Source organism: Stenotrophomonas sp. SBJS02, from assembly GCF_020428325.2.
Lineage (GTDB): Bacteria > Pseudomonadota > Gammaproteobacteria > Xanthomonadales > Xanthomonadaceae > Stenotrophomonas > Stenotrophomonas africana.
In genome coordinates, this window is sequence record NZ_CP109812.1 from 3184035 (window position 1) to 3207948 (window position 23914).

23 protein-coding genes and 1 pseudogene are annotated in these 23914 nt (G+C 66.8%); 9 read left to right on the forward strand and 15 right to left on the reverse strand.

Annotated elements, in window-relative coordinates; translation table 11 throughout:
• Positions 1–103: 103 nt before the first annotated feature.
• The 9 genes from FQS62_RS14785 to FQS62_RS14825 form a co-directional block, all read right to left on the reverse strand.
• A complete protein-coding gene (locus FQS62_RS14785) occupies positions 104–1696 on the reverse strand; it encodes an alkaline phosphatase D family protein (protein ID WP_208043420.1) in 1593 nt (530 codons plus the stop codon).
• Complete coding sequence (locus tag FQS62_RS14790) at positions 1696–3939, reverse strand: TonB-dependent receptor family protein (protein WP_208043421.1); 2244 nt, start codon at positions 3937–3939, stop codon at positions 1696–1698. Before FQS62_RS14790 ends, FQS62_RS14785 begins: the two co-directional genes overlap by 1 nt.
• Positions 3940–4112: 173 nt before the next feature.
• Complete coding sequence (locus tag FQS62_RS14795; RefSeq protein WP_010486827.1) at positions 4113–5543, reverse strand: replicative DNA helicase; 1431 nt, start codon at positions 5541–5543, stop codon at positions 4113–4115.
• Positions 5544–5755: 212 nt separating this feature from the next.
• The gene (locus tag FQS62_RS14800; RefSeq protein WP_049449181.1) at positions 5756–6316 is read right to left on the reverse strand and encodes an NADPH-dependent FMN reductase; all 561 of its coding nucleotides are present in this window, start codon (positions 6314–6316) and stop codon (positions 5756–5758) included.
• Positions 6317–6382: 66 nt separating this feature from the next.
• A complete protein-coding gene (gene asnB / locus FQS62_RS14805) occupies positions 6383–8326 on the reverse strand; it encodes an asparagine synthase (glutamine-hydrolyzing) (RefSeq protein ID WP_049449183.1) in 1944 nt (647 codons plus the stop codon).
• 3 nt (positions 8327–8329) lie between these two features.
• Positions 8330–10609 (reverse strand): transketolase C-terminal domain-containing protein, encoded by a 2280-nt coding sequence (locus FQS62_RS14810; protein ID WP_208043422.1) that lies wholly within the window; start codon positions 10607–10609, stop codon positions 8330–8332.
• Positions 10610–10686: 77 nt separating this feature from the next.
• Positions 10687–11343, reverse strand: a complete 657-nt coding sequence (locus FQS62_RS14815) for a glutathione S-transferase family protein (protein ID WP_029380098.1) — start codon at positions 11341–11343, stop codon at positions 10687–10689.
• A gap of 156 nt (positions 11344–11499) precedes the next feature.
• Positions 11500–12048, reverse strand: a complete 549-nt coding sequence (locus tag FQS62_RS14820) for a GNAT family N-acetyltransferase (protein ID WP_049434866.1) — start codon at positions 12046–12048, stop codon at positions 11500–11502.
• Positions 12049–12174: 126 nt separating this feature from the next.
• On the reverse strand, positions 12175–13020 hold the full coding sequence (locus FQS62_RS14825; RefSeq protein ID WP_208043033.1) for a glycine zipper 2TM domain-containing protein: 846 nt from the start codon (positions 13018–13020) through the stop codon (positions 12175–12177).
• A 163-nt stretch (positions 13021–13183) separates the two neighbouring features.
• Here FQS62_RS14825 and FQS62_RS14830 point away from each other — a divergent pair, with 163 nt between their 5' ends.
• Together FQS62_RS14830 and FQS62_RS14835 are read left to right on the forward strand one after the other, a co-directional pair.
• Complete coding sequence (locus FQS62_RS14830; protein WP_010486812.1) at positions 13184–13402, forward strand: DUF6116 family protein; 219 nt, start codon at positions 13184–13186, stop codon at positions 13400–13402.
• A pseudogene (locus FQS62_RS14835) lies at positions 13399–14169 on the forward strand (TatD family hydrolase); the annotation flags it as partial. The gene FQS62_RS14830 and the pseudogene FQS62_RS14835, both read left to right, overlap by 4 nt.
• 3 nt (positions 14170–14172) lie before the next feature.
• Here FQS62_RS14835 and FQS62_RS14840 read toward each other — a convergent pair.
• On the reverse strand, positions 14173–15000 hold the full coding sequence (locus FQS62_RS14840) for a tRNA threonylcarbamoyladenosine dehydratase (protein ID WP_107379876.1): 828 nt from the start codon (positions 14998–15000) through the stop codon (positions 14173–14175).
• An 80-nt stretch (positions 15001–15080) separates the two neighbouring features.
• Here FQS62_RS14840 and FQS62_RS14845 point away from each other — a divergent pair, with 80 nt between their 5' ends.
• Together FQS62_RS14845 and FQS62_RS14850 are read left to right on the forward strand one after the other, a co-directional pair.
• A complete protein-coding gene (locus tag FQS62_RS14845) occupies positions 15081–15515 on the forward strand; it encodes a cytochrome c (RefSeq protein ID WP_049449193.1) in 435 nt (144 codons plus the stop codon).
• A gap of 136 nt (positions 15516–15651) precedes the next feature.
• Positions 15652–16146 (forward strand): glycine zipper 2TM domain-containing protein, encoded by a 495-nt coding sequence (locus FQS62_RS14850; RefSeq protein WP_010486804.1) that lies wholly within the window; start codon positions 15652–15654, stop codon positions 16144–16146.
• Positions 16147–16218: 72 nt separating this feature from the next.
• Here FQS62_RS14850 and FQS62_RS14855 read toward each other — a convergent pair whose 3' ends face one another.
• Positions 16219–16428: a cold-shock protein gene (locus FQS62_RS14855; protein WP_010486802.1), complete on the reverse strand. Its 210-nt coding sequence runs from the start codon at positions 16426–16428 to the stop codon at positions 16219–16221.
• Positions 16429–16663: 235 nt separating this feature from the next.
• On the opposite strand from FQS62_RS14855, the gene FQS62_RS14860 reads away from it, so the two are divergent.
• The 3 genes from FQS62_RS14860 to arsC all read left to right on the forward strand — a co-directional run bounded on the left by FQS62_RS14860 (position 16664) and on the right by arsC (position 18763).
• Positions 16664–17149 carry a DUF456 domain-containing protein gene (locus FQS62_RS14860; RefSeq protein WP_019337375.1) on the forward strand — a complete coding sequence of 162 codons (486 nt, stop codon included), beginning with the start codon at positions 16664–16666 and terminating at the stop codon, positions 17147–17149.
• A 118-nt stretch (positions 17150–17267) separates the two neighbouring features.
• Positions 17268–18422 (forward strand): phospholipase A, encoded by a 1155-nt coding sequence (locus FQS62_RS14865; protein ID WP_208043031.1) that lies wholly within the window; start codon positions 17268–17270, stop codon positions 18420–18422.
• Positions 18422–18763 (forward strand): arsenate reductase (glutaredoxin), encoded by a 342-nt coding sequence (arsC, locus tag FQS62_RS14870; protein WP_208043030.1) that lies wholly within the window; start codon positions 18422–18424, stop codon positions 18761–18763. Before FQS62_RS14865 ends, arsC begins: the two co-directional genes overlap by 1 nt.
• Positions 18764–18857: 94 nt before the next feature.
• Here arsC and FQS62_RS14875 read toward each other — a convergent pair whose 3' ends face one another.
• The 4 genes from FQS62_RS14875 to FQS62_RS14890 form a co-directional block, all read right to left on the reverse strand.
• The gene (locus FQS62_RS14875) at positions 18858–19493 is read right to left on the reverse strand and encodes a glutathione S-transferase family protein (RefSeq protein WP_049449201.1); all 636 of its coding nucleotides are present in this window, start codon (positions 19491–19493) and stop codon (positions 18858–18860) included.
• A 57-nt stretch (positions 19494–19550) separates the two neighbouring features.
• The gene (locus FQS62_RS14880; RefSeq protein WP_049449203.1) at positions 19551–19886 is read right to left on the reverse strand and encodes a hypothetical protein; all 336 of its coding nucleotides are present in this window, start codon (positions 19884–19886) and stop codon (positions 19551–19553) included.
• Positions 19887–19961: 75 nt separating this feature from the next.
• The gene (locus FQS62_RS14885) at positions 19962–20357 is read right to left on the reverse strand and encodes a hypothetical protein (protein ID WP_049449204.1); all 396 of its coding nucleotides are present in this window, start codon (positions 20355–20357) and stop codon (positions 19962–19964) included.
• 119 nt (positions 20358–20476) lie between these two features.
• Entirely contained in the window at positions 20477–21994 is a 1518-nt protein-coding gene (locus FQS62_RS14890) for a fumarate hydratase (protein ID WP_049449206.1), read from the reverse strand.
• Positions 21995–22142: 148 nt separating this feature from the next.
• Here FQS62_RS14890 and FQS62_RS14895 point away from each other — a divergent pair, with 148 nt between their 5' ends.
• Together FQS62_RS14895 and FQS62_RS14900 are read left to right on the forward strand one after the other, a co-directional pair.
• The gene (locus FQS62_RS14895; protein WP_154349370.1) at positions 22143–23039 is read left to right on the forward strand and encodes an RNA polymerase sigma-70 factor; all 897 of its coding nucleotides are present in this window, start codon (positions 22143–22145) and stop codon (positions 23037–23039) included.
• 36 nt (positions 23040–23075) lie between these two features.
• Positions 23076–23525 carry a carboxymuconolactone decarboxylase family protein gene (locus tag FQS62_RS14900; protein WP_208043029.1) on the forward strand — a complete coding sequence of 150 codons (450 nt, stop codon included), beginning with the start codon at positions 23076–23078 and terminating at the stop codon, positions 23523–23525.
• Positions 23526–23914: the final 389 nt, after the last annotated feature.

Below are 23914 nucleotides of genomic sequence, written 5' to 3' on the forward strand. Positions count from 1 at the left end.
CTTGGCGCCCCGCCCCACCGCCGGCAAACGGTTTGCGACGAAACCGGGCTGGGGGCGATGAAACCGATCCAGCGCTGTTGTAGAGCCGAGCGCGGGCTCGGCTCTACAGGAGCTGCACCGCGCCCGGGCGGCCATGGGCCACCTGGAAGCGCGCCGCGGTGCGCACTGCGGCATCCGCGCGCAGCACGCTGTCGGCGAAGCGCAGTTCGGCATCCACGGCCTGCCGGTTCAGCTGCAGCTTCCACCAGCCGCGGCGGTCGCCGTCGAAGTAGCGGATATGCGGATTCTGCGGAATCGACGGACCGTAGTACGGACCGTACGGTGTGTCGTCGCCGCCACTGCTGATCGCCGGGGCGATGAATTCGGTGGCCACGATCAGCGCGCGGGCCGCGTCGAAATCCAGCTTCAGGTCGTTGACGAAAGTGGAATGCCAGTCACCGCCGAGCACGATGGCATTGCCCCGCCCGCCCGCCTGCAAGGCCTGCAGCAGCCGGTTGCGTGCGGCGGGATAGCCATCCCAGGCATCGTTCCAGAAGCGCTCGCGTGGCGTGCCACCGTCCAGCCGCAGCTGCGCCATCAGCAGCTGCTGCACCACCACGTTCCAGCGCGTGCCCTGCGCGGCGGCCATCGACTGCGCGAACCACGCCTCCTGGCCCGTACCGAGCATGCTCTTGCGCGGATCCAGGGCCGCTTCGCAGCGCGGTGACTCGCCTACACCACAGGGATTGGCCGGGCGGAACTGGCGGCAGTCCAGCAGCGTCAGCTGCGCCAGATTGCCATAGCGCAGCCGCCGGTGTACACGCAGGCCGCCATTGCCAGCAGGCGTGCTGCGCATCGGCAGATGTTCGTAGAACGCACGATACGCCGCCGCGCGCCGCACGATGAAGTCTTCGGCCGAGACGCCGGGCTTCTCAGGATGGATGCCGGAGTAATCGTTCTGCACCTCGTGGTCGTCCCAGATCACTGCGAACGCGTGTGCGGCGTGCGCGGCCTGCAGGTCGGGATCGAGCTTGTACAGCGCGTACTGGTCGCGGTAGCGCTCCAGGCTCACCGTCTCGCCACTGAAGCGCGCCGCATCCAGCGTGCTGTCGCGCGCGTTCTGCAGCGGGCTGTATTCGTACAGGTAGTCGCCGGCATGCAGCACCAGGTCGACGTCACTCTGCGCGATGTCGCGCAGCACCGGGTAGTAGCCGCTGTTCCAGGCCTGGCAGGTGCACAGGGCCAGCCGCAGCTGCTGCAGCTGCGTGTCCAGCAGCGGCGCGGTACGGAAATGGCCGACCGCGCTTTCCTCGTCACCGTCGCAGGCAAAACGGTAGTAGTAATCGCGGCCTGGGCGCAGGCCGTTGACCTCCACGTGCACCGAATGGGCCAACTCGGGCACAGCGGCAGCGACACCCCGTTGCACCAGCCGACGCATGCCGGGGTCTTCGGCCACGAACCAGCGCACCGGTACTGCCCGCGACGGCATGCCGCCGCCATTGAGCGGGTCCGGCGCCAGTCGCGTCCACAACACCGCACCCTGCGGATCCGGATCACCGGCAGCGACACCGAGGGTGAACGGATCACGGCCAAGCCGCGGCCGCGGGCCGGCCGTGGCCAGCCCCGGCATCGCCGCCAGTGCGATCGCCGCCCCCGTGCCCTGCCACGCCATGCGCAGCAGGCGACGACGGCTTTCCGGATCCACAGGCCCGCGCATCAGAAGTGCACGGTAGCGGTGGCCATCACCTGCCGCGGCGCGCCGACCTGCATGGTCGCCAGACTGCGGGTCGGATCGGCGGCGTAGGTGCCGTTGGTGTTGATCGAGGACAGGTAGCGCTTGTCGGTCAGGTTGGTCAGGTTCAGCGCCACGGTCAGGTTCTGCGCCGGGCCGAGCTTGCCGAAGTCATAGGCCACCGAGGCGTTGACCAGCCAGTAGCTCGGCACCGACACATCGTTGGTATAGGTCACGTAACGCTTGCCGACATGGTTGGCGGCCAGGCGCAGGTCCCACGGGCCCGGCGTCCAGGCCAGGGTGCTGGCGAACATCCATTCCGGGGTGTCGACGGTCGTCTTGCCGCGGGTCGGCACCACACCGTTGTTCACGTAGTCGTTGTCGTAGGTGCTGTCATTCCACGACAGTGCGTTGGACCAGGTCAGGTCCTGCATCGGCTTCAGCTGCAGGGTCGCCTCGGCGCCGCGGCTGGTCACCGAACCCACGTTGGAGAACAGCGCCGGGCAACCGAGGATGCCCACGCACTGCGCGATGGCCAGCAGGCGGTTGTCGAACTTGACGTCGTACACCGCCACCGAGGCTTCATAGCCCTGGCCATAGCCGCGCCAGCCCAGTTCGATGGTGCGCGACTGTTCCGGCTTCAGGCTCTGCGCGCTGGCGTCGAACGCGGCCTGCGGCACGTTGAACGGGCTGCCCACGCCCAGCGCGTACGCGGCCACGTTCTTGGCGAACGAACCGAAGATCTCGTTGCCTTCGTTGAGCTTGAAGTTGAAGCCGGCCTGCGGCAGCAGGCCCTTCTTCGAGGTCAGGCTGCTGTTGTTGGCATAGCTGCCCAGCGGCGTGCGCACGCTGGTGCGGGTGTGCGGCGACTTGGCGCCGATGTCGATGGTCAGGCGGTCATCGAACAGGCGGAAGCGGTCCTGCACGTAGAACTGGCGGGTGATGGTGGTGTAGCGCTGGTGCCACACGCGCTGATCCGGGTTGCGCAGGAAGAAGTCGTCGGTGATCGGGCCGTCGATGTAGTAGAAGTTGCGCTGCACGCTGTGGCCGTTGTCCTCGTACCAGAGGCCGGCTTCCAGTTCGTGGCCACCGACGTTCCAGGTGAACGCCGAGGTCACACCGGTGCGGTCGATCGCATACTCGGTGGTGCGGATCGAGATCGGAATCTCGCGGCTGGTGCCCGGGTTGGACGGATTGGACGGGCTGAACCAGTGACCCTGGCCGCGGTTGCTGTGGTTGTAGACATTCACCTTCAACCGCATCGAATCGTTCAGGCCGAAATCGCCGGCGATGCTGGACAGGTCATCGTTGCGCAGGCCGTGGCCGGAGTAGTACGCATCCCACGGGCTGTTGACGCCACCCGTGTACTTTCCGCGTGCCGCGGCAACCGCGCGATCCCAGTCCGGCGCGTAGTTGTCCCAGTCCCAGCCGAGGCGATCGATCATCTCCAGCGACAGGTCCTGGTAATCGGCCTCGACGCGGCGCGAGCCGTTGAACAGCGCGGTGATCCTGCTGTCCGTTCCGAAGTTGTAGGTGGCCTTGCCGTTGAACTGCTTCAGCTCCTGCGAGCCCTTGCCCTTCCACTTGTCACCTTCCGAGTACGCGCCGGACAGGTAGGCCGCAAAGCCCTGGTGGTCGCCGGTGTCGAGGCGCGCATAGCTGCGGCGCGCATTGTCGCTGCCGAAGCCCTGTGCCAGAACCACGCCGTATTCAGTGGACGGATCGATCGAGTAGAACTGGAACACGCCGCCAAGGTTGCTGGTGGACGGCGTACCCAGCGCGCCAATGCCGGTGGAGACCTCCGCACCGCCCAGGTTCTCACTGATCACCGCGCGGCTGATGTGCAGGCCGTTGCTGTTGCCGTAGGCCATGTTGCCCAGCGGGATGCCATCAAGGGTGTAGCCCAGGCGGTTCTGGTTGAAGCCACGCAGGCTGATGGTGGTGGACCATTCGTAGGCACCGGTGGCGTCGGCCGATTCGAAATGCACACCCGGCTTGGTCGCCAGCAGCTTGAGCGGGTTGGCACCCGGCGGCAGGATCTTCAGGTCCTCGGCGGTCACACGCTGCACCTGGCGGGCTTCGCCGCGGCCGATCACCGAGATCGAATCGAGCGTGGTGGCCGACGGTGTGTCGATGGCGGGGGCGGTTTCAGCGACAGCCAGCGACGGCAGCGAAGCACAGACCAGCAGGGCCAGCAGATTGCGGCGGAGCGGAGCGTGGGACGGCATGGGGGCGGATTCCTCGGGCACGCTGGACGCCGAAGGGCGGCGTCGAAGGGCAGCAGCGGCGGAATCGTAGAAGCGTCGCGTTACATGTCATTTACACGCCACATACGGAAGATTGGCGTTTTGAATGGTTTGCCGGCCGTGGGGTGGTTGCCGGCCAGCGGCCGGCACGCCTGTTACTCGAACGAGCCGACCGAATCGTGGGCCAGGTTGTCGAAGCGGGTGTATTCGCCGAAGAACTTCAGCTTGCACGAACCGGTCGGGCCACCACGGTGCTTGCCGATGATGATCTCGGCCAGGCCCTTGTCCGGCGAATTTTCCTTGTTGTAGTAATCATCGCGGTAGATGAAGACGATCATGTCCGCATCCTGCTCGATTGCGCCCGATTCGCGAAGGTCGGCCATCACCGGACGCTTGTCGGTACGTGTTTCCAGCGAGCGGTTGAGCTGCGACAGCGCGATCACCGGCACGTGCAGTTCCTTGGCCAGGCCCTTCAGCGAACGCGAGATCTCCGAGATTTCGGTCGCGCGGTTCTCGCTGTTGCCCGGCACGCTCATCAGCTGCAGGTAGTCGATCACCACCAGGCCCAGGTCATGCTCGCGCTTGAGCCGGCGGCACTTGGAACGCAGCACTTCCGGCGACACGCCGGGCGTGTCGTCGATGAAGATCTTGGTTTCCTTCAGCATCTTGATCGCGCTGGTGACGCGGCTCCAGTCCTCGTCTTCCAGCTGGCCGGTACGCAGGCGCTGCGCGTTGATGCGGCCGTTGGAGGAAATCAGGCGCATCGCCAGCTGCGATGCCGACATTTCCATCGAGAACACCGCCACGCCCTTCTTCGACTTGATCGCCGCGTACTCGGCGATGTTCAGTGCGAAGGTGGTCTTGCCCATGGCCGGGCGCGCGGCAAGGATGATCAGGTCGGTCGGCTGCAGGCCGGAGGTCATCGCATCGAAATCGTTGTAGCCGGTCGGCAGGCCGGTGATGTTGCCGCCGTTCTCGAAGCGGCTGCGCAGCTCTTCGAAGGCATCCTTCAGGGCACCGGGCATCGCCACGAAATCGGTACGGCCGCGTGCGCCCTGTTCGGCGATGGCGAACACGCTCTTTTCCGCCGACGCCAGCAGCTCGCTGCTCTCACGGCCCTCGGGCTGGAAACCATCGTTGACGATGTCGGTGCCCACCTGGATCAGCTGCCGCAGCACCGCCTTGTCACGCACGATCTCGGCGTAGGCCACGATGTTGGCTGCCGACGGCGTGGTACTGGCCAGCTCGATCAGATAGGCACCATCGCCCACCAGTTCCATCTTGCCCTGCGATTCGAACCACTCGCCCAGGGTCACCGCATCGAACGGCCGCTCGCGCTCGGACAGCTCGCGGATCGCGCGATAGATCATCTGATGGTCGCGACGGTAGAAATCACCTTCGGTCAGCTGGTCGTTGACCCGGTCGTAGGCCTCCGGGGCCAGCATCAGGCCACCCAGCACCGCCTGCTCGGCTTCCACCGAATGTGGCGGTACCCGCAACTGGTCGATGCGCGACTCGTCGCGATCGCGATCGAAGCCATCACCGCGCTCTCTGCGGTTGGAACGGAAGCCGGGGCGAGCGGACATGCTGCGGTGTTTCCTGCAAAAGTGGGCCGGACGAGTGTAGGCATGCGCCGACCCCGGCGGCGATGGACAAGCCTGTGGATAAGCCGTGGAGAAACGGGGGATATCCGCCGGTGCCTGGCCAGATTGGCGTGGGGGCGTCGCACTGCCTGCGACGGGCGCCGTTGCGGCACCCGAGCGGGCATTATCGCAGATGGGGGTGGCAACCGCTGGCGTCAATCGCCCTTGACGTGAACCGCGATCAGCGCCAGGAAGCGGTCCACATAGCCCTGCAGGAATTTCTGCGTGCCTTCGTTGTGGATCGTGCCATCGGCATCGATCAGGCCGTCCTTGAAATGAATGAACGCCTCGGGCTGGCCGAGCACGTGCATGTCCAGGAAGGCCAGGCTGTTGCGCAGGTGCTGCTGGGCCACGGCGGTGCCGATCTGGCCGATGGAGGCGCCGATCACCGCCGCGGGCTTGCCGGCAAACGCACTGTCGCCATACGGACGCGAGCCGATATCGATGGCGTTCTTCAGCACGCCCGGCACCGACCGGTTGTATTCGGGGGTCACAAACAGCACCGCGTCGGCGGCGCGCACCTGATCCTTCAGCCGGGTGCCCTGCGGCGGGTACTGGCCATCGAAATCCTGGTCGTAGAGCGGCAGATCACCGATCTGCACGTACTGGAAGCGTGCACGGTCGCCGGCGATCTTCTCCAGCGCGTGGGCCAGCCTGCGGTTGCAGGACTCCTTGCGCAGGCTGCCGACGAACACGGCGATGGTGGGGACGGACATCGGGACATTCTCCTCATGGTGCGGGAGACCCAGCCTAGTCGCCGGGCCCTTGCAGACCGGTGAAGATCAGCCGCCCGTCACGCCCGCACGCACCTGCCGCCAATGTGCCTGCCAGGCCTGGAACATCAGCACGTTCCACAGATGGGTATGCCACTTGCGCTGGCCGCCGAGGAACTGCTGCCACAGCGGCTGTACCGCAGCCGCCGACAGCACGCCCTCCCGCTCCAGCCGCGCCGGCTGCAGCAGGTCTTCGGCCCATGGCCGCAGGTCTCCCTTCAGCCAGTCACTGACCGGCGCGCCGAAGCCACGCTTGGGCCGGTGCACCATCGACTGCGGCACATAACGGCCCAGCACGCGCTTGAGCAGCACCTTGCTGGTGGTTTCACTGCGCTTGAAGCCCAGCGGCAGCGACCAGGCGAACTCGGCCACGCGTGAATCCAGCAGCGGCGCACGTGCTTCCAGGCTGACCGCCATCGAGGTGCGGTCGACCTTGCACAACAGGTCATCCGGAAGGTAGGTCACGTAATCGGCCAGCATCATCGCGTCGGCCGGTGTGCCGGCACCGTGCAACGGGTCGGCCAGGTCATAGAAGCTGCCCGCGGCCTGCGCCCCGGGCACTGCCGCCGCCGGGTCGCGCCAGCGCGAGATGCGGTTGCGGTACACGTCGCCGATGCCACGCGCGCCGGACTCGGCCAACAGCGCGGCCAGGCCGCCGGTACGCGAGGCCTCGCCCTGCTGCTGGGAGCGTGCGCCCATCCAGCGCCGCAGCGGCCCCGGCACACGGCCCAGCATCTGCCAGTTGCGCAGCGCGCGCACATAGCGGGTATAGCCGAAGAACAGCTCGTCGCCACCATCGCCGGACAGCGCGACGGTCACGCCCTGCCGCGCCAGGCGGGCGACCAGTGCGGTCGGCACCTGCGAGGCATCGGCGAAGGGTTCGTCGAACATTGCCGGCAACTGCGGCACCACCGCCAATGCATCGGCACCGCTGACGTAGAGTTCGGTGTGGTCACAGCCCAGATGCGCAGCCAGTTCCCTGGCCAACGGCGCCTCGTCGTGGCCCGAACCGGTGAAGCCGATACTGAAGCTGTGCACCGGCTGTCCGCTCTGTGCCTGCATCAGCGCGGCCACCAGCGACGAATCGGTGCCACCTGACAGGAACACGCCCACCGGCACGTCGGCCACCATGCGCAGCGCCACCGCGTCCCGCAACAGCCCGTCCAGCTGCTCCTCGGCTTCCTCGATGCGCCCCTGGAACGGCGCGGCCAACGCCGCCTGCATGCGTGCACGCGCATCCCAGTAGGGGCGCTGCGCCTGTTCCGGGCGGTGCGCCGATGCACCCGCCGCTACGGCTTCGGCATCCAGTCGCAGCACGCGGCCCGGCATCAGCTTGTAGCAGCGCTGGTGGATGCTGTGCGGGGCCGGAATGTAGTCCAACCGCAGCAACAGGGTCAGTGCATCGCGGTCGATGTCGTTGTCGAAGGCCGGGTGCTGCCACAGCGCCTTCAGCTCGGAACCGAACACCAGAGTGTCACCGGCCCAGCCGTAGTACAGCGGCTTCTTGCCGACGCGATCACGGGCCAGCCACAGGCACTGCTCCTGGCGGTCCCACAGCGCGATGGCAAACATGCCGTTGCAGCGCTGCAGGGTGTCCTCGATGCCCCATTGCAGGATCGCTGCCAGCAGCACCTCGGTATCGGAGTGGCCACGGAAGGTGTGCCCCAGCGGCTCCAGTTCGGCACGCAGGGCGGCGAAGTTGTAGACCTCGCCGTTGTAGGCCATCACGTAGCGACCATCGGACGAGGCCATCGGCTGGTGGCCCAGCGGCGACAGGTCGAGAATGCTCAGCCGGCGGTGCGCCAGCGCGATGCCTGCCCCGGCATCGACCCAGCTGCCGCCATCATCCGGCCCGCGGTGGTGCAGCGCCTCGCCCATGGCCAGGACCTGCGCCTGCAGCACCTCGGCCGACGCCACAGGCGCCGGCAACAACATTCCTGCCAATCCACACATGCATCAAGGTTCCTGCGCCAGTTCAAGGGCGGCGCCAATCACCGCATTGTCGCTTGGAAGCCCGAACATTGCTGCCCCCGCCAGCGGGGTATAGGTATCGGCACCGCAGACCCGGCGCAGCGGCAGATGGCTGAAACCGGCCTCGACCAGTGCGGTCACCACGCCCTCGCCCACCCCGCCACTGTGGCGACCCTCGTCCAGCACCAGCACCCGCCGTGCACTGGCCGCCTGGCTGGCGATGAAACCTGCATCCAGTGGCACCAGCCAGCGCAGGTCGACCACCCGCACCTGCCAGCCCAGCTGCTGCTCGATTGCCCGCGCCGCGCGCAGCGCCATCGGCACGCCGTTGCCATAGGTGTAGACCACCAGGTCGCCTGCCTCCGGCGCATAGACCCGCCCCTCGCCCGGTACCAGCGCCTGGCCCTGGGCCGGGTAGTCGAACAGCCACTGGCCATCGCCCGGCTCATGCAGGTCCTTGCTCATGTACAGCGCGATCGGCTCCAGGAACACCGCTACACGTCCATCCACCCGGGCCAGCGCCGCCAGCGTGCGCAGCATCATCACCGCATCGTCGCCACGCGACGGGCAACCGACCACCAGGCCGGGAATGTCGCGCAGCGCCGTGATCGAATTATCGTTGTGGAAGTGGCCGCCGAAACCCTTCTGGTATCCCAACCCGGCCACCCGCACCAGCATCGGGTTGCGGTACTGGTCATTGGAGAAGAACTGCAGCGAACACGCTTCGCCGCGCAGTTGGTCGATGGCGTTGTGCAGGTAGGCCAGGTACTGGATCTCGGGAATCGGCAGCATGCCCATGTTGGCCAGGCCCTGCGCCATGCCCAGGATCATGGTTTCGTCCAGCAGGGTGTTGAACACCCGGCGTGGGCCGAAGCGGCGCAGCAGATCCTTGGTGACGGTGTAGACACCGCCCTTCTGCGCCACATCCTCACCGAACAGCAGGCTCTGCGGATACTTGGCCAGCAGCTCCAGCAGGCCGTGGTTGATCTGGATGGCCAGGTGCCGGGGTGCCTGCCGCTCCGGCAACGCGTCCGCACCGCCGTATACGGCTTCGCGTACTTCGGTCGGTGCCTCACGCTGCGCTTCGGCCTGTACCGCTGCCGGCGTGTACGGCGCCAGCGGCGCCATCACCTCCTGCAGTGACTGCAGCGTCGGGCGGCCTTCGGCATCCACCGCCGCGGCCATGCAGCGCGCGCGCATCGTTTCGTAGGCGACCTCGATGGCGGCCGCATCCATCCAGCCCGACTCCATCGCGATCTGCGCCGAGCGCAGCAGCGGATCCTGCGCCTCGGCCGCGCACAGCTCCGGCAACGCGCGCCATTCCACTTCAAAATCGGTGCCGGCGTGGCCCATCAGGCGGGTGGTACGCAGATGCAGGAAGGTCGGCCGCCGCGTGCGCCGGCAGTGCTGCACCGCGGCCTGCACCTGGGCGTGCCCCGTGGCCAGGTCGAGGCCATCGGCAAAGAAATAGTCCAGCCCCGGCTGGCGGCTGAAGCGCTCGGCAATCCAGCCTTCCGGGGTCTTCACCGAGATGCCCAGGCCGTTGTCCTCGCAGACGAACAGGATCGGTGCCGGCAGCTTCTGGTAGGCCGACCACATCGCGGTGTTGAACGCGGTCTGCGCGGTGGCATGGTTGGCCGAGGCGTCGCCGAACGAGCACAGCACGATGCTGTCGGCCGGGATCGGCAACGGCTGCCCCAGGCGCTTGCCGCTCTCGATGGCCAGCGCGGTGCCCAGCGCTTTCGGCAGGTGCGACGCGATGGTCGAGGTCTGCGGCAGCACCCACAACGGTTTGCTGCCCCACACCTTGTGGCGGCCACCACTGGCCGGATCATCCGCGCTGGCGGCGAAGGACAGTGCGGCATCGCGCAGCGGATCGATGCCCGGCACCTGGCGCGAACGCTCGGCCATGAAAGCACCGGAGCGATAGTGCAGGAAGGCTGGATCGGTATGCCGGCAGGCCCGCGCCAGCAGCGCGTTGCCTTCGTGGCCGGAGGAACCGATGGTGTAGAAGACCTTGTTCTGCACGCGCAGCACGCGTGCCATCAGGTCCAGCTGGCGGCTGGCCAGCTGCGAATCGAACAGCTCACCGAAGGCCGCAGCGCTGAGCGTGCTGCCCGGCAGGATCGGCGCATCCGGTGCCGGGCGCTGGCGCGGGGTGCCGCGCCAGCCACGCACCGCATCGAGGAAGTTGACGTCGCAAACTTCGGCGCGGTTGAGCACGCGCATGCGTGCGGGAATCGGATCTGGAACCACAGCGAACATCGAACACCCTCCGTGTCGTTGTTGCATTCCGCCGGGCATCGCCCGGCGCTACCCTGTGGGGGTCACCTTGGTGAGAGTCACGCGGCCTCGAATCGCGAGCGCACTTCGGCGGTCACTGCCGGCATCGGCAGGAAGCGCGGCTGCTCACGCACGCGCTGCAGCCAGGCGCGAACTTCCGGGAACGGCTCCAGGCTGATGCCGCCCTCGCCCGCCACATCGGTATAGGCAAACAGGGCGATATCGGCAATGCCGTATCCGCTGCCGGTGAACCACTGCGCCTGTCGCAGGTGCTGCTCCATCACCGCCAGCGCGGTGGCGGCGCGTTCATGCAGGCGCGGCAGTTCGGCGCGGCGCGGCGAATCGGGTGCGGTCCAGCCGCGGATGAAGCGCGCCACTGCCACGCACGGCTCGTGCGTGTACTGCTCGAAGAACATCCAGCTCAACGCCTGCGCGCGCTCCCAGCCATCGGTGGGCAGGTACGGCGTGCCTTCGGCCAGCCAGAACAGGATCGCGTTGGATTCGGTCAGCACGCGGCCATCGTCGCGGACGATCAGCGGCACCTTGGCATTCGGGTTGAGCGCCAGGAATTCGGGGGTATGGGTCTGGCCGTGGGCACTGTCCACCTCCACCCAGCGGTAACGGCTGCCGAGCTGCTCCAGCAGCAGGCGGACCTTGTGGCAATTGCCCGAGACCGACATGCCATGCACCGTCAGCGGGACGCGCTCTTCCACCATTGCCTGCTCCATCACATCCGGCCGGCGGCCGGCTGCGTGCAGTCTGGCAAGCGCGTCTGTGAATGCCAAGCGCGGGTGCAGCATGGCGGGCATGGCGTAGAGCCGAGCCCATGCTCGGCTGCTGTTCGCCCAATGCAGCCGAGCATGGGCTCGGCTCTACAACGGCGAACGGCGCTGCCGCCACTGCTCGCGCGACTGGCCCCAGATCTGCATCGGCTTGTCGTTGTACGGCGCTGGCAGCTCCCCCATGCGCAGCATCGTGCTGCCGAGCTTGCGCGCGACCGCCCGCGAGTTGTCGTTGTTCTCGGCGATGGTGTGGATCACCTCATCCCACCCGAGCGTGTCGAACGCCCAGTCGATCGCGGCGACCGCAGCTTCCGGCGCATAGCCCCTGCCCCAGCTGGCATGGCGGATGCCCCAGCCGACCTCGGTACCAGGCCAGTCCTGCGGTTGCCAGGGACCCATGCGCCCGATCCAGTCGCCGCTGGATTTCTCGATCACGCTGAACATCGAGAAGCCGAACAGCTGCCAGGCGCCGGCCAGGCTGCAGAAGCCACGCCAGGCCACCGAAGGCGGCTGCACGCCACCGAGGGTGCGCATCGTTTCCTCGTCGGCGCAGAACGCCAGGTAGGGTTCGTAGTCCTCGCGCAGCAGTGGGCGCAGGATCAGGCGCTCTGTTTCGATGCGCAGGTCGAAAATGCTCATGCCGGCTCCATGTCGAAGGAAGCGTCCATGATGGTGGATTCGCGCTCCGCACGGATGAATTTCGCCGGCTGCAACGAAACGGGCCGGCATGAGCCGGCCCGTGGGGTACTGCATGCTGCTTCCAGACTACTGGCGCGTGGTGGCCGCAGTGGCACCGGCGGCAGCGGTCTGCGTGACCAGCTGGCCATCGACCACCGGCAGGCGATCGCTGGCCGGCTTGTTGTCCATGCGCACGGTCTTCTCGGCGCCGTCGTAGCGGTAGGTCACGTTGTAACCCTTCACTACGTCGTTGGTACCCATGGCAATGCGGTTGCCCGGCTTGCTGGCCATGCGCATGGTGCCGGTGGTGCCGTCCTCGTTGCGATAGGTCACGTTGTAGCCGGTAACGCGGCTCGACTCGGAGGTCGCGGTCTCGGTGTGGCACTGGCGCTCGGTGCGGTTGACCACGCGGCCCCCCACATGGCGCTTGTCGATCTGGTTGCCGATGAAGCCACCCGCCACGGCACCGGCTGCGGTCGCGGCTTTCTTGCCGTTGCCGCCGCCGACCTGGTTGCCCAGCAGGCCACCCACCACGGCACCGACCACGGTGCCGCCGACGTTGCCGTCACGTTCCGGCAGGCGCTCCTGCACCGTCACGTCCTGGCAGACTTCATGCGGTGTCTGCGTGGTGGAGGTCTCGCGCACCGCATCGGTGCCGATCACGGTGGCGTAGGCCTTCTGCTTCTCGGTGATCGGGTCGACCTTCAGCACATCGGCATATTCCAGCCCACGCGGTGCCGACGGGTCGAGCGTGTCACCACGCGCGCCATCGTCAGTGGCGTTGCCATCGACCAGGCGCGATTTGCCATTGGGGGTTCCGGCGCTGATGGAATCAGGCGACGTGTCGCCGCTCTTCATGAAGGCGGCGGTGGCGATACCACCGACCAGCAGCGCGCCCGCTGCGACCAGGACAGTTGTAGTTGTGCTTTTCATGACCTGCTCCTTGCGGACCATCCGCAACGTTCTCGGACCAGATTGCAGCATGCGCTGCCTGAACGGAATCTCCACATTTCCTGCTCATTCCCGTAACCCATTCAGCATCGGGAAATGCTGGGCCCGTGGTAGCGTTTGCATATTCCCCAGGAGGACCCCCGCCATGGCCAACCCGATGCTGCTGCCGGTACTGCAATGGGCGCGCCGGTTGCGCTACCCCACCCTGTTCAAGCTCACCGCAGGCCTGTTCGTGCTGACCCTGTTCATCCCCGACCCGATCCCGTTCGTCGATGAACTGGTGCTCGGCTTCGGCACCCTGCTGCTGGCCAACTGGAAAAGCCGCAACACCGCCACAGCGCCGCCGTCGCTGGAACAGCGTTGAGCCTGCTGGTCGACAGCCACTGCCATCTCGATGCCGGCGGGTTCGACAGTGACCGCGCCGCCGTGATCGCACGCGCGCAGGCCGCTGGCGTGCGCCTGCAGGTGGTGCCGGCGGTGACGGCGGCCAGCTGGCCGAAGCTGCGGGAGGTCTGCCAGCAGGCGCCGGGGCTGTACCCGGCCTACGGCCTGCACCCGATGTTCCTGCCCGAGCACCGGCCCGGCCACCTGCCGCTGCTGCGCGAGTGGATCGAGCGCGAACGCCCCTGCGCGATCGGCGAATGCGGCCTGGACTTCTTTGTCGAAGGCCTGGATGCCGAGACGCAGCAGGCGTACTTCATCGGCCAGCTGCAACTGGCCCGTGAGTTCGAGCTGCCAGTGATCGTGCATGCGCGGCGCGCGGTGGACGTGGTGATCGCCGCGATCCGTCGCATCGGCGGCCTGCGCGGCGTGGTGCACAGCTTTTCCGGCAGTCCGGAACAGGCGGCGCAACTGCACAGGCAGGGCTTCCTGCTCGGGCTCGGCGGCCCGTTGACCTACGACCGCGCGCAGCGCCTGCAGCGGCTGGTGCGCGAAATGCCGCTGGAACAACTGCTGCTGGAGACCGACGCGCCCGACCAGCCTGACGCCGGCATCCGCGGCCAGCGCAACGAACCGGCGCGGCTGGCGGTCATCGCCCGCCACGTGGCCGCGCTGCGCGGGATGGAGCTGGACGCGGTGGCCCAGGCCACGACGGAGAATGCGCGGCGGCTGTTCGCGCTGCCGGCACTACCCTCACGCGTCGGCGTGATCCTCGACCGCTTCGGCCTTCACTTTCTTCGGCTCCAGCAGCATTTCCAGCGCCTTGCCCACCGCCGCGAACGCGAACGCGCCAGTGATATGGGTCGCCGCACCCAGGCCGGCGCCGCAGTCCAGCTTCAACGCCGCATCGGCGCCGAGGTTCGGGCGGATGCCACAGACGCTGCCATCAGCCTGCGGATACTTCACGTTCTCCAGCGAATACACTGCCGGCACACCGAAGTAGCGCTTGGCGTTCTTCGGGAAATTGAACTCGCTGCGCAGCTTCTTGCGGATCAGCGCCAGCATGGCGTCGTGCTCGGTGCGCGAGACGTCGCGGATGCGCACCAGAGTCGGATCGGTACGGCCACCGGCGGCACCGACGGTCAGCAGCGGCAGCTTGCGGCGACGGCACCAGGCAATCGTCTCGACCTTGACCCGGAAGCTGTCGCAGGCATCGATCACCAGATCGAAGCCCCGGTCCAGCAGCTCGGCCATGTTGGACACCGTCAGGAACGCCTGCACCGCATCAACGTCGATGTCCGGGTTGATCGCGCGGCAGCGCTCGGCCATCGCCTCGGCCTTGTTGCGGCCGTAGTTGCCTTCCATCGCCGGCAGCTGCCGGTTGGTATTGGACACGCAGATGTCATCGGCATCGATCAGGGTCAGGTGACCGACCGCGGAGCGCGCCAGCGCTTCCACCACCCATGAGCCGACACCCCCCATGCCCACCACCGCCACGCGGCTGCCCTGCAGGCGCTCGAGCGCACCCACGCCATACAGCCGTTCGATGCCGGCGAAGCGTTGTTTGACCTGTTCGTTCATCCGGCTATTTTAACGTGCAGGCGTCGGCGCCTGCAGCGCACCGGCATCGAACCCACCGTTGCACGCCCGGAGAGCCCGCCATGAACGCCAGCCCGCCCCGCCGCCCGTCCACCGCCTACCGCTATCTGTTCGTGCTGTGCCTGGGCCTGCTGATCGGCCTGATCGCCACGGTCATGGTGGGCCGCGCCCTGCAGGCGCGCCGCGACCCGTTCCCGGACAGCCTGATGCAGGTCATGCAGCGGCAATCAGAGCTGCTGCAGCAGGCCCAGCAGCAGAACCGCTGCAGCCTGGCCGACAGCGTACCGCGCCTGCAGGCCCTGCGCCTGCTGTCCAACGACCTCGATCTGGCCTTTCCCGGGCTGAAGGACAACGCGCAGTTCCAGCAGCATGCCAGCCAGCTGCGCGGCAGCCTCAACGCCGCCCTGGCCGCGCCGCCCAGCGATTGCACGGCCTTGGCCCAAGTGGTGGAAACCGTTCAGGCTGACTGCCGCGCCTGCCACCAGGACTTCCGCTGAGCCGCATTCATCCTGCAGCCGGGCAAGGCACGCACGGTTGGCGCGTCGTTCACGTTCAAAAGGGGACGATTCGTCCACCCTGCTGCATGACGCAGTACCACCCCAGACACCCGCCTTCACGGCCAGGAGACGCCCCATGAAGATCCAGCTCATTGCCGCCAGCGCCATCGCTACCCTCGCCCTGGCTGGCTGTGCCACCTCGCCCGGCTACGGCGGTGGTGGTTACAACAACGGCTACAACAATGGCGGCTACGGCAACAACGGCGGTTACAACCAGGGCCGCTGCGCTGACTGCGGCATCGTCACCCGCATCAATACCGTGCAGTCCGGCCGTACCGCCCCCAGCGCGACCGGCGCGATCCTGGGCGGCATCGTCGGCGCCGTGGCCGGCCACGAGATCTCCGACCACACCGGCGGCAGCCGTGGCAACAAGAACATCGCCGCCGCTGCAGGCGCGGTCGGTGGTGCGCTGGCTGGCAACCAGATCCAGAAGAACGTGACCAGCGACACCTACGACATCAGCGTGCGCATGGACGATGGCCGCACCATCGTGGTCAACCAGCGTGACCTCGGCGGCATCCGCGAGAACACCTATGTGCGCGTGGTCAACGGCAAGGTCATCCTGCGCTGATCCGCACCGGGCCAAGCGCAAAGAAAAAGGCCCGCTTGCGCGGGCCTTTTTCATGCCGACAGGCGGCGGGTATTACACCGGCTGGACCTTGTCAGCCTGCAGACCCTTCTGGCCCTGCACGACTTCGAAGCTCACAGTCTGGCCTTCCTTGAGGCTCTTGAAGCCCTGGGTCTCGATGGCGCGGAAGTGCACGAACACGTCCTCGCCATTCTGCCGGCTGATGAAGCCGAAGCCCTTCGCATCATTGAACCACTTTACGGTACCGGTCTCGCGATCAGCCATCTCACTAACTCCCTTTGACTCTCTCTTGTTGTTGGAAACGCCTGGTGGGCGGCTGACAAGCAAGGGGGAAGCGAGGTGCATCGATGCAGCGGATCGGGAAGATCTTGCTTCATCAGGCCACGATCCACGGTGACCTTGCCAAGCTCAGCGACTGCAACTTAACCCGCCCAAAACGAAAAATCAACTGGCAAAATCTTTCACTGTCAACCCCAAAACGGCCACCATACGGGACAGCATGGGACTCTCATTCATCTTATATCTGCTAGCGGTCATTTTTGTCCTGGTCGGCATCGCCGGGATCATCCTGCCAGCCCTCCCCGGCATCCCGCTGGTATTCATCGGACTGCTGCTGGCGGCCTGGGCCGACGGCTTCGCCCATGTGGGCTGGCCAACCCTGGTCGCACTGGGTGTACTGACCGTGCTCTCGCTGCTGGCGGACGTGCTGGCCACAGTGGTGGGCGCACAACGGGTGGGCGCCAGCCGGAAGGCGCTATGGGGCACGTTCCTCGGCAGCATCGTCGGCCTGTTCTTCATGCCGATCGGCCTGTTCGCCGGCCCGTTGATCGGCGCCCTGCTCGGCGAGTACTGGCACACCCGCGAGCTGGGCCGCTCGACCAAGGTCGGCCTGGCCACCTGGCTCGGCATCCTGCTCGGCCTGGCGCTGAAGCTGGCGGTGGTGATCGCGATGCTGGGGCTGTTCGCCTTCGCCTGGTTCCTGTGACCGGTGCAGCCTTCACGCCACACGCACGCAGTGGCCGTGCATAAACCGTGGGGCTGGCCGCGATGCGATGCAGCCGCCACACTGTGCGATCCCCATAGTCACCGAAGGGCCTGCTGGAATGACCCTCCCCTCGCTGCTTCCCCGCCTTGCAACGCTGGCGCTGGCCTTGGCCAGTGCGCCGCTGGCCGCGCAGGAGTTCGTGCCCAGCACCGACACCTCGCCGGCCGCTTGCGCGGCCATCACCACCGACGCGGCGCGCCTGGCCTGCTATGACCGCCTGTTCGCGCACACCCCGCAGGCCACGGCGGCTGCCGACGCCGCTGCCGAGGCGGCCGCGCAGGCCCTTCGCGAAGAGCGCAAGACCGCACGCGTGAGCCAGGGCGAAGAGAAACTGCGCGAACGGGTCAGCGACCTGTTCCGTCCGGCAACACCGGACAGCGCACTGGCCAACGCCGGCCGTGGTTCGTTGCTGGACAGCCGCTGGGAACTGGCCGAAGACTCCAAGCTGGGTCCATTCCAGCTGCGTGCCTACAAGCCGGTGTACCTGCTGCCGGCGTTCTGGACCAGCGACCGCAACACCACGCCGCATTCGCCGAACCCGGCAAACACGGTCACCACGCCGCAGGTGCTGGACAGTGCCGAACTGAAGTTCCAGATCAGCTTCAAGACCAAGATCGCCGAGAACCTGTTCGGCGACAACGGCGATATCTGGGCCGGCTACACCCAGAGCTCGCGCTGGCAGGCCTACAACGGCGAGGATTCGCGCCCGTTCCGCGAAACCAATTACGAGCCGGAAGTGATGATGGTGTTCCGCAACGGCTATTCGATCGGTGGCTGGCGCGGGCGCATGACCGGCATCGCGCTGAACCACCAGTCCAATGGCCGCGCTGATCCGCTGTCGCGCAGCTGGAACCGGGTGATGCTCAACATCGGCCTGGACCGTGAGAACTGGGCGCTGGTGCTGCGGCCGTGGTACCGCATTCCCGAGACGCGCAGCGACGACAACAACCCGGACATCGAGGATTACATGGGCCGCGGTGACGCGACCCTGACCTGGAACCGCAACGGCCACGAAGTCTCCTTGATGGCGCGCCATTCGCTGCGCACCGGCAGCCCCTCGCACGGCGCCCTGCAGCTGGACTACGGCTTCCCGATCAGCAACCTGCTGCGCGGCCATGTGCAGGTCTTCGACGGCTACGGCGAAAGCCTGATCGACTACAACCACAAGGCTACCTACGTGGGCGTGGGCGTGTCCCTGCTGGAGTGGTTCTGATGGACGTGACGATCTGGCACAACCCGGCCTGCAGCAATTCACGCGGCGCATTGAAGCTGATTCGCGATGCGGGCTTTGAGCCGGAGGTGATCGAGTACCTCGGCAATCCACCCGATGTGGCCACACTGCGCCAGGTACTGGCCGAATCCGGATTGAACGCGCGTGATCTGGTGCGCAGCAAGGAAGCGCAGTTCGCCGAACTGGGCCTGGAAGATGCAGACGAGGCCACGCTGCTGGCCGCGATGGCCGAACATCCCCGCCTGATCAACCGCCCCGTGGTGCGCACGCCCAAGGGAACGCGGCTGTGCCGCCCGCCCGAAACGGTGCTGGAGATCCTGTAATCCGCACTGCGTTAGTAGAGCCGAGCCATGCTCGGCTGCATTCATGGACTGCACGCGAACAGCAGCCGAGCATGGCTCGGCTCTACAGAACAGGTTACCGCCAGTCGGTGATGCCTTCGCGGCGGTAGACCTCGGCGAACGCCGGGCGCGCCTTCATCGACGTGGCATGCGCCTTGAGCTCCGGCCAGGTGTCGCTGGGCTTCGGCATGTTGCGCGACCAGCGCATCAGCATCACCAGCATGTAGTCGACCACGCAGGGCGTGGTGCCCAGCAGGTAAGGGCCATGCGCCTGCAGGTGCGTGGCCACATGCTGCCAGGCCGCTTCAAGGCGCTGACGGGCCATCTCGCGACTCGCCTCGACGTTCGCCTCGCCCGCCACCTCATGCGGATAGAACCAGGCGCGATAGGCCGGCTGCAGCGTATTGGCACACCAGAACATCCAGCGGTAGGCATCGGCGCGCTGCGGCGTGCCCAGCGCGGGCAGCAGGTTGGCGTCCGGATGGCGATCAGCCAGGTACAACGCAATGGCCGCCGCTTCGGTCAGTACCAGGCCATCGATGAGCAGCGTCGGCACCACACCGGCCGGATTCAGTGCCAGGTACTGCGCTGACTTGTGCTCGCGCGCGTCAAAATCCAGCAGCACCAGTTCGTGCTCGATGCCCAGCTCGATCAGCAGCCAATGCACCACCAGGGCGGCGGTGCTGGTTGAACCATACAGCGTGGTGCTCATGCGCGGGTCCTGTGTGGATGGATCGACCGATTATGCGCCCACACCGGTTGTCGCCGCTCAGCCGCAACTGCTCATGCAGGTATCGCGGCGTTCGCCACAGGACATCATCGGCGCGCGCATCGTGCAGTCATGCGCCTTCAGTTCACAGGAACGGCGCAGTTCGGGGTTGGAAACGTCCTTGCAGCGCTTGTCCGGCGCCGGCACCACCTGTTGTTCACAGCTGAAGTCATTGCTGCCGATGCTCCCCTTCGCCATGCAGCTGCGGTAGCTGGCCTGGCACTGCATGCGGCACTGCGAGGAGGCGGAGAAATCCGCACCTTCGTAGGACGACGTTGTGCTGCAGCCAGCCAGGACCAGCAGGAACACAGCCGGGAGGGATCGATGCAGGCGCATGGGCACATCCTGGTGCAGTGGGTGTGTCGACCCTAGCAGACCACGGTTGCTCCTGCATGCACCAGCGCCCCCCGATCAGTACACGGGAATACCGGTGTCGGTGCGGACTTCATTCACGGTGCCGCCGCAGGAGAGAAGGCACTGGGCGTAAGGAGCACTGCATGAAGGAAGCGCCGGGGGACCACAGTAGTTGCCGGCACCGTTGCCTCCTTCGCAGTTGTGCCGCTGCTTGTCATCGGCGATACCACTGCAACGGCTGATGATCCGGCTCTTCTCGCTTTCGCAGCGCCGCTGCTCCGACTCGCCGCGGGCGCGGTTGTGGAAGTCACACGTCGCCTTCTGGCTCTCGCAGACCGACGCGCAGATCTTCCCCGCTTCGTGGGTTGGAGGTTCAACGAAGTAACGCGGCCCGCAGGCGCTGCACGCCAGCGCAGCGACCAGCAACACGAAAACACGCGACCACTTCAGCACGATGGACTCCCTTCCAAGGCGTCAGCCAGCACGTTAGCAGAGCAGGCCGCGTGCGGGCAGGCTGCACACGACAACGGCGCCACACGGGCGCCGTTGTCTGGACCGAAGCGTGCGGGGAATTACTCCACCACCACCGGAATCTTGCCGATGCGGGCCTGCCATTCGCGCGGGCCGGTCTTGTGCACCGATTCACCGGTGGAGTCGACGGCCACGGTCACCGGCATGTCCTGCACGGTGAACTCGTAGATCGCTTCCATGCCCAGGTCGGCGAAGCCGACCACCTTGGCCGCCTTGATCGCCTTGGACACCAGGTAGGCCGAACCACCGACGGCCATCAGGTAGGCCGACTTGTGCTTCTTGATGGCCTCGATGGCGGCCGGGCCGCGCTCGGCCTTGCCGACCATGCCCAGCAGGCCGGTCTGTGCCAGCACCTGCTCGGTGAACTTGTCCATGCGGGTCGCCGTGGTCGGACCGGCCGGACCCACCACTTCGTCGCGCACCGGATCGACCGGGCCGACGTAATAGATGAAGCGACCCTTCAGATCGACCGGCAGTTCTTCGCCCTTGTTGAGCATGTCGACCATGCGCTTGTGCGCAGCATCGCGGCCGGTCAGCAGCTTGCCGTTGAGCAGCAGGGTCTGGCCCGGCTTCCAGCTGGCCACGTCTTCCGGCGTGATCGTGTCCAGGTCCACGCGGGTGCCCTTGGACGCGTCGTAAGTCAGCTTCGGCCAGTCTTCCAGCGACGGCGGGTCCAGCATCACCGGGCCGCTGCCATCGAGGGTGAAGTGCGCATGGCGGGTGGCCGCGCAGTTCGGGATCATCGCCACCGGCAGGTTGGCCGCGTGGGTCGGGTAGTCGTTGATCTTGATGTCGAGCACGGTGGTCAGACCGCCCAGGCCCTGCGCACCGATGCCCAGCGCGTTGACCTTCTCGTACAGCTCGAGGCGCAACTCTTCGATGCGGTTGGACGCGCCACGCGCCTGCAGCTCGGTGATGTCGATCGGCTCCATCAGCGCTTCCTTGGCCAGCAGCATCGCCTTCTCGGCGGTGCCACCGATGCCGATGCCGAGCATGCCCGGCGGGCACCAGCCGGCGCCCATGGTCGGCACGGTCTTCAGCACCCAGTCGACGATCGAGTCGGACGGGTTGAGCATGGCGAACTTGGTCTTCGCTTCCGAACCACCGCCCTTGGCGGCGACGATCACGTCGACCTTGTTGCCCGGCACCACCTTCACGTTGACCACGCCCGGGGTGTTGTCCCTGGTGTTGATGCGCTTGCCGGCCGGATCAGCCAGCACCGAGGCGCGCAGCTTGTTGTCCGGGTGCATGTAAGCGCGGCGCACGCCTTCATTGGCCATGTCTTCCACGCCCATGGTGGCGTCGTCCCAACGCACGTCCATGCCGATTTCCAGGAACACGGTGACGATGCCGGTATCCTGGCAGATCGGACGGTGGCCTTCGGCGCACATGCGTGAATTGATCAGGATCTGCGCCATCGCTTCCTTCGCGGCCGGCGACTCCTCGCGCTCGTAGGCGGCGGCAAGGTTCTTGATGTAATCGACCGGGTGGTAGTACGAGATGTACTGCAGCGCGTCGGCGATGGACTGGATGAGGTCTTCCTGCTTGATCGATGTCACGACTTGCTCGCTTGCTGGAGGCTGGCGGGGGTAATCCCCCCCATTTTACCCCCTCCCCCGGCCGCAGGGTGGTAGTACCTGCCGCTGGCCGGCAATATCCACGCAAGCCCTCTGTCACGCCACGCGCCACTGCGGCGTCCTTGCCCACATGAACGCCGAAACCGCTTTCCAGACCCACCGCCCGCGCCTGATGGCCCTGGCCTACCGCCTGCTCGGCAGTCGCGCCGACGCCGAAGACGTGGTCCAGGATGCCTGGCTGCGCTGGTCCGGTGCCGATCCGGCGGCCGTCCGCGACCCCGAAGCCTGGCTGGTCACCATCACCACCCGGCTCGGCCTGGACCGGCTGCGCGCGGCCAAGCGCGAGCGCGTGCACTACGTCGGCCCATGGCTGGCCGAGCCGCTGGCGGTCACCCTGGAGCCCGACCCGGCGCCCGGCCCGGCCCAGCTGCATGCGCTGGCCGACGACGTCTCGGTCGCCTTCCTGACCCTGCTCGAACAGCTCGGCCCCGAGGAACGCGCTGCCTTCCTGCTGAAGGAGGCCTTTGACCACGACTACCGCGAAATCGCCGACCTGATCGGCCACAGCGAGGCCAACTGCCGGCAACTGGTGCATCGCGCCCGGCAGCGGTTGCAGGCCGGACGACCGCGCTTCAACGCCGATGCCAGCCAGCACCGGCAGCTGCTGGCGCGCTTCATGGATGCCTCGCAGCGCGGCGACAGCAAGGCGATCCAGGCCCTGCTGCACACCAACGCGTTGCTGGTGTCCGACGGCGGCGGTGTGGTCACCGCAGCGGTGCGCCCGCTGCTGGGCGCCGAGCGCATCGGTCGCCTGTTCTGGGCCATTGCCCGCCGAGGCGCGGTGCATCCGGCGCAGTTGGGCTACGTCAACGGCGAGCCGGCGATCCTGCGCTTCCAGGGTGACCGCCTGCACTCGGTCACCACCATCGAAGTGGTCGATGGCCGCATCGCCAACGTGTACAGCGTGCTGAATCCGGAAAAGTTGCCGAAGGTTGTCACGCGCGGTGACGGTGCGGCGTCCTGGTAGTGAAAGGCGGCCATCGTGGCCGCCGTGGAGCCCCCGATGTCCAATCACACTTCTCCCCGCGTCCCCTACACCCGCCTGGCCGCCGAGGCCTTCAAGGGCCTGCTGGCCACCAGCCAGGCGGTGCATGACAGCTCGATCGATCCGACCCTGATGGAACTGGTGTTCCTGCGCGTCTCGCAGCTCAACGGCTGCGGCTACTGCATGGACATGCATGCCACCACGCTGCGCAAGGGCGGCATCGAGCCGCGCAAGCTGGACACCCTGCCCGCCTGGCACGAAAGCCGCTTCTTCGATGCGCGCGAACGCGCGGCGCTGGGCTGGGCCGAGGCACTGACCCGGCTGACTGACGGTGCGCCGTCGCAGGCGGCGTTTGATGCACTGGCGCCGCACTTCGATGAGAAGGGCATCAGTGACCTGAGCATGGGCATTGCGGTAATCAACGCCTGGAACCGGCTGGGTGCGGGCCTGCTGCCGCCGCTGCCGTAAGAGGGATCTGTTGGCCGGGCTGCCGCCCGGCACCCGCAGAGGCAACAGCCGAAACAACAGCAACGTCAGAAGCTGGTTTCCTGAGGGATGGCGAGGTGGATCCGGTTACGCGAGACGCCGTAAACCCGTCCTTGGGGGCTTGTCAGCCGCTTGCTCGTGTGCGCTGTCCTGCGCACACGGCAAGACCGGGGCTGGGCATCCAGCCCAACCCGCCCGAGGCATGCCTCGGGCCCATGCGGCTGACACTCCCGCAACCGGACCCACCCCGCCCTCGACAGACTTCTACTGCTGTTGGTAGGTGTCGACCTTGGTCGACACGGTGGATTCACGCCATGCGTGGATGCAGGCAGGCCGGATCCGTTCGCTTCGCAAAGAGCTCTGACCCCGGC

What these genes read in the sequence shown, in the direction of transcription:
- FQS62_RS14785 (WP_208043420.1), bottom strand. Translation starts at nt 1,696, where the DNA reads ATGCGCGGGCCTGTGGATCCGGAAAGCCGTCGTCGCCTGCTGCGCATG.
- FQS62_RS14790 (WP_208043421.1), bottom strand. Translation starts at nt 3,939, where the DNA reads ATGCCGTCCCACGCTCCGCTCCGCCGCAATCTGCTGGCCCTGCTGGTC.
- FQS62_RS14795 (WP_010486827.1), bottom strand. Translation starts at nt 5,543, where the DNA reads ATGTCCGCTCGCCCCGGCTTCCGTTCCAACCGCAGAGAGCGCGGTGAT.
- FQS62_RS14800 (WP_049449181.1), bottom strand. Translation starts at nt 6,316, where the DNA reads ATGTCCGTCCCCACCATCGCCGTGTTCGTCGGCAGCCTGCGCAAGGAG.
- asnB (WP_049449183.1), bottom strand. Translation starts at nt 8,326, where the DNA reads ATGTGTGGATTGGCAGGAATGTTGTTGCCGGCGCCTGTGGCGTCGGCC.
- FQS62_RS14810 (WP_208043422.1), bottom strand. Translation starts at nt 10,609, where the DNA reads ATGTTCGCTGTGGTTCCAGATCCGATTCCCGCACGCATGCGCGTGCTC.
- FQS62_RS14815 (WP_029380098.1), bottom strand. Translation starts at nt 11,343, where the DNA reads ATGGTGGAAGAGCGCGTCCCGCTGACGGTGCATGGCATGTCGGTCTCG.
- FQS62_RS14820 (WP_049434866.1), bottom strand. Translation starts at nt 12,048, where the DNA reads ATGAGCATTTTCGACCTGCGCATCGAAACAGAGCGCCTGATCCTGCGC.
- FQS62_RS14825 (WP_208043033.1), bottom strand. Translation starts at nt 13,020, where the DNA reads ATGAAAAGCACAACTACAACTGTCCTGGTCGCAGCGGGCGCGCTGCTG.
- FQS62_RS14830 (WP_010486812.1), top strand. Translation starts at nt 13,184, where the DNA reads ATGGCCAACCCGATGCTGCTGCCGGTACTGCAATGGGCGCGCCGGTTG.
- FQS62_RS14840 (WP_107379876.1), bottom strand. Translation starts at nt 15,000, where the DNA reads ATGAACGAACAGGTCAAACAACGCTTCGCCGGCATCGAACGGCTGTAT.
- FQS62_RS14845 (WP_049449193.1), top strand. Translation starts at nt 15,081, where the DNA reads ATGAACGCCAGCCCGCCCCGCCGCCCGTCCACCGCCTACCGCTATCTG.
- FQS62_RS14850 (WP_010486804.1), top strand. Translation starts at nt 15,652, where the DNA reads ATGAAGATCCAGCTCATTGCCGCCAGCGCCATCGCTACCCTCGCCCTG.
- FQS62_RS14855 (WP_010486802.1), bottom strand. Translation starts at nt 16,428, where the DNA reads ATGGCTGATCGCGAGACCGGTACCGTAAAGTGGTTCAATGATGCGAAG.
- FQS62_RS14860 (WP_019337375.1), top strand. Translation starts at nt 16,664, where the DNA reads ATGGGACTCTCATTCATCTTATATCTGCTAGCGGTCATTTTTGTCCTG.
- FQS62_RS14865 (WP_208043031.1), top strand. Translation starts at nt 17,268, where the DNA reads ATGACCCTCCCCTCGCTGCTTCCCCGCCTTGCAACGCTGGCGCTGGCC.
- arsC (WP_208043030.1), top strand. Translation starts at nt 18,422, where the DNA reads ATGGACGTGACGATCTGGCACAACCCGGCCTGCAGCAATTCACGCGGC.
- FQS62_RS14875 (WP_049449201.1), bottom strand. Translation starts at nt 19,493, where the DNA reads ATGAGCACCACGCTGTATGGTTCAACCAGCACCGCCGCCCTGGTGGTG.
- FQS62_RS14880 (WP_049449203.1), bottom strand. Translation starts at nt 19,886, where the DNA reads ATGCGCCTGCATCGATCCCTCCCGGCTGTGTTCCTGCTGGTCCTGGCT.
- FQS62_RS14895 (WP_154349370.1), top strand. Translation starts at nt 22,143, where the DNA reads ATGAACGCCGAAACCGCTTTCCAGACCCACCGCCCGCGCCTGATGGCC.
- FQS62_RS14900 (WP_208043029.1), top strand. Translation starts at nt 23,076, where the DNA reads ATGTCCAATCACACTTCTCCCCGCGTCCCCTACACCCGCCTGGCCGCC.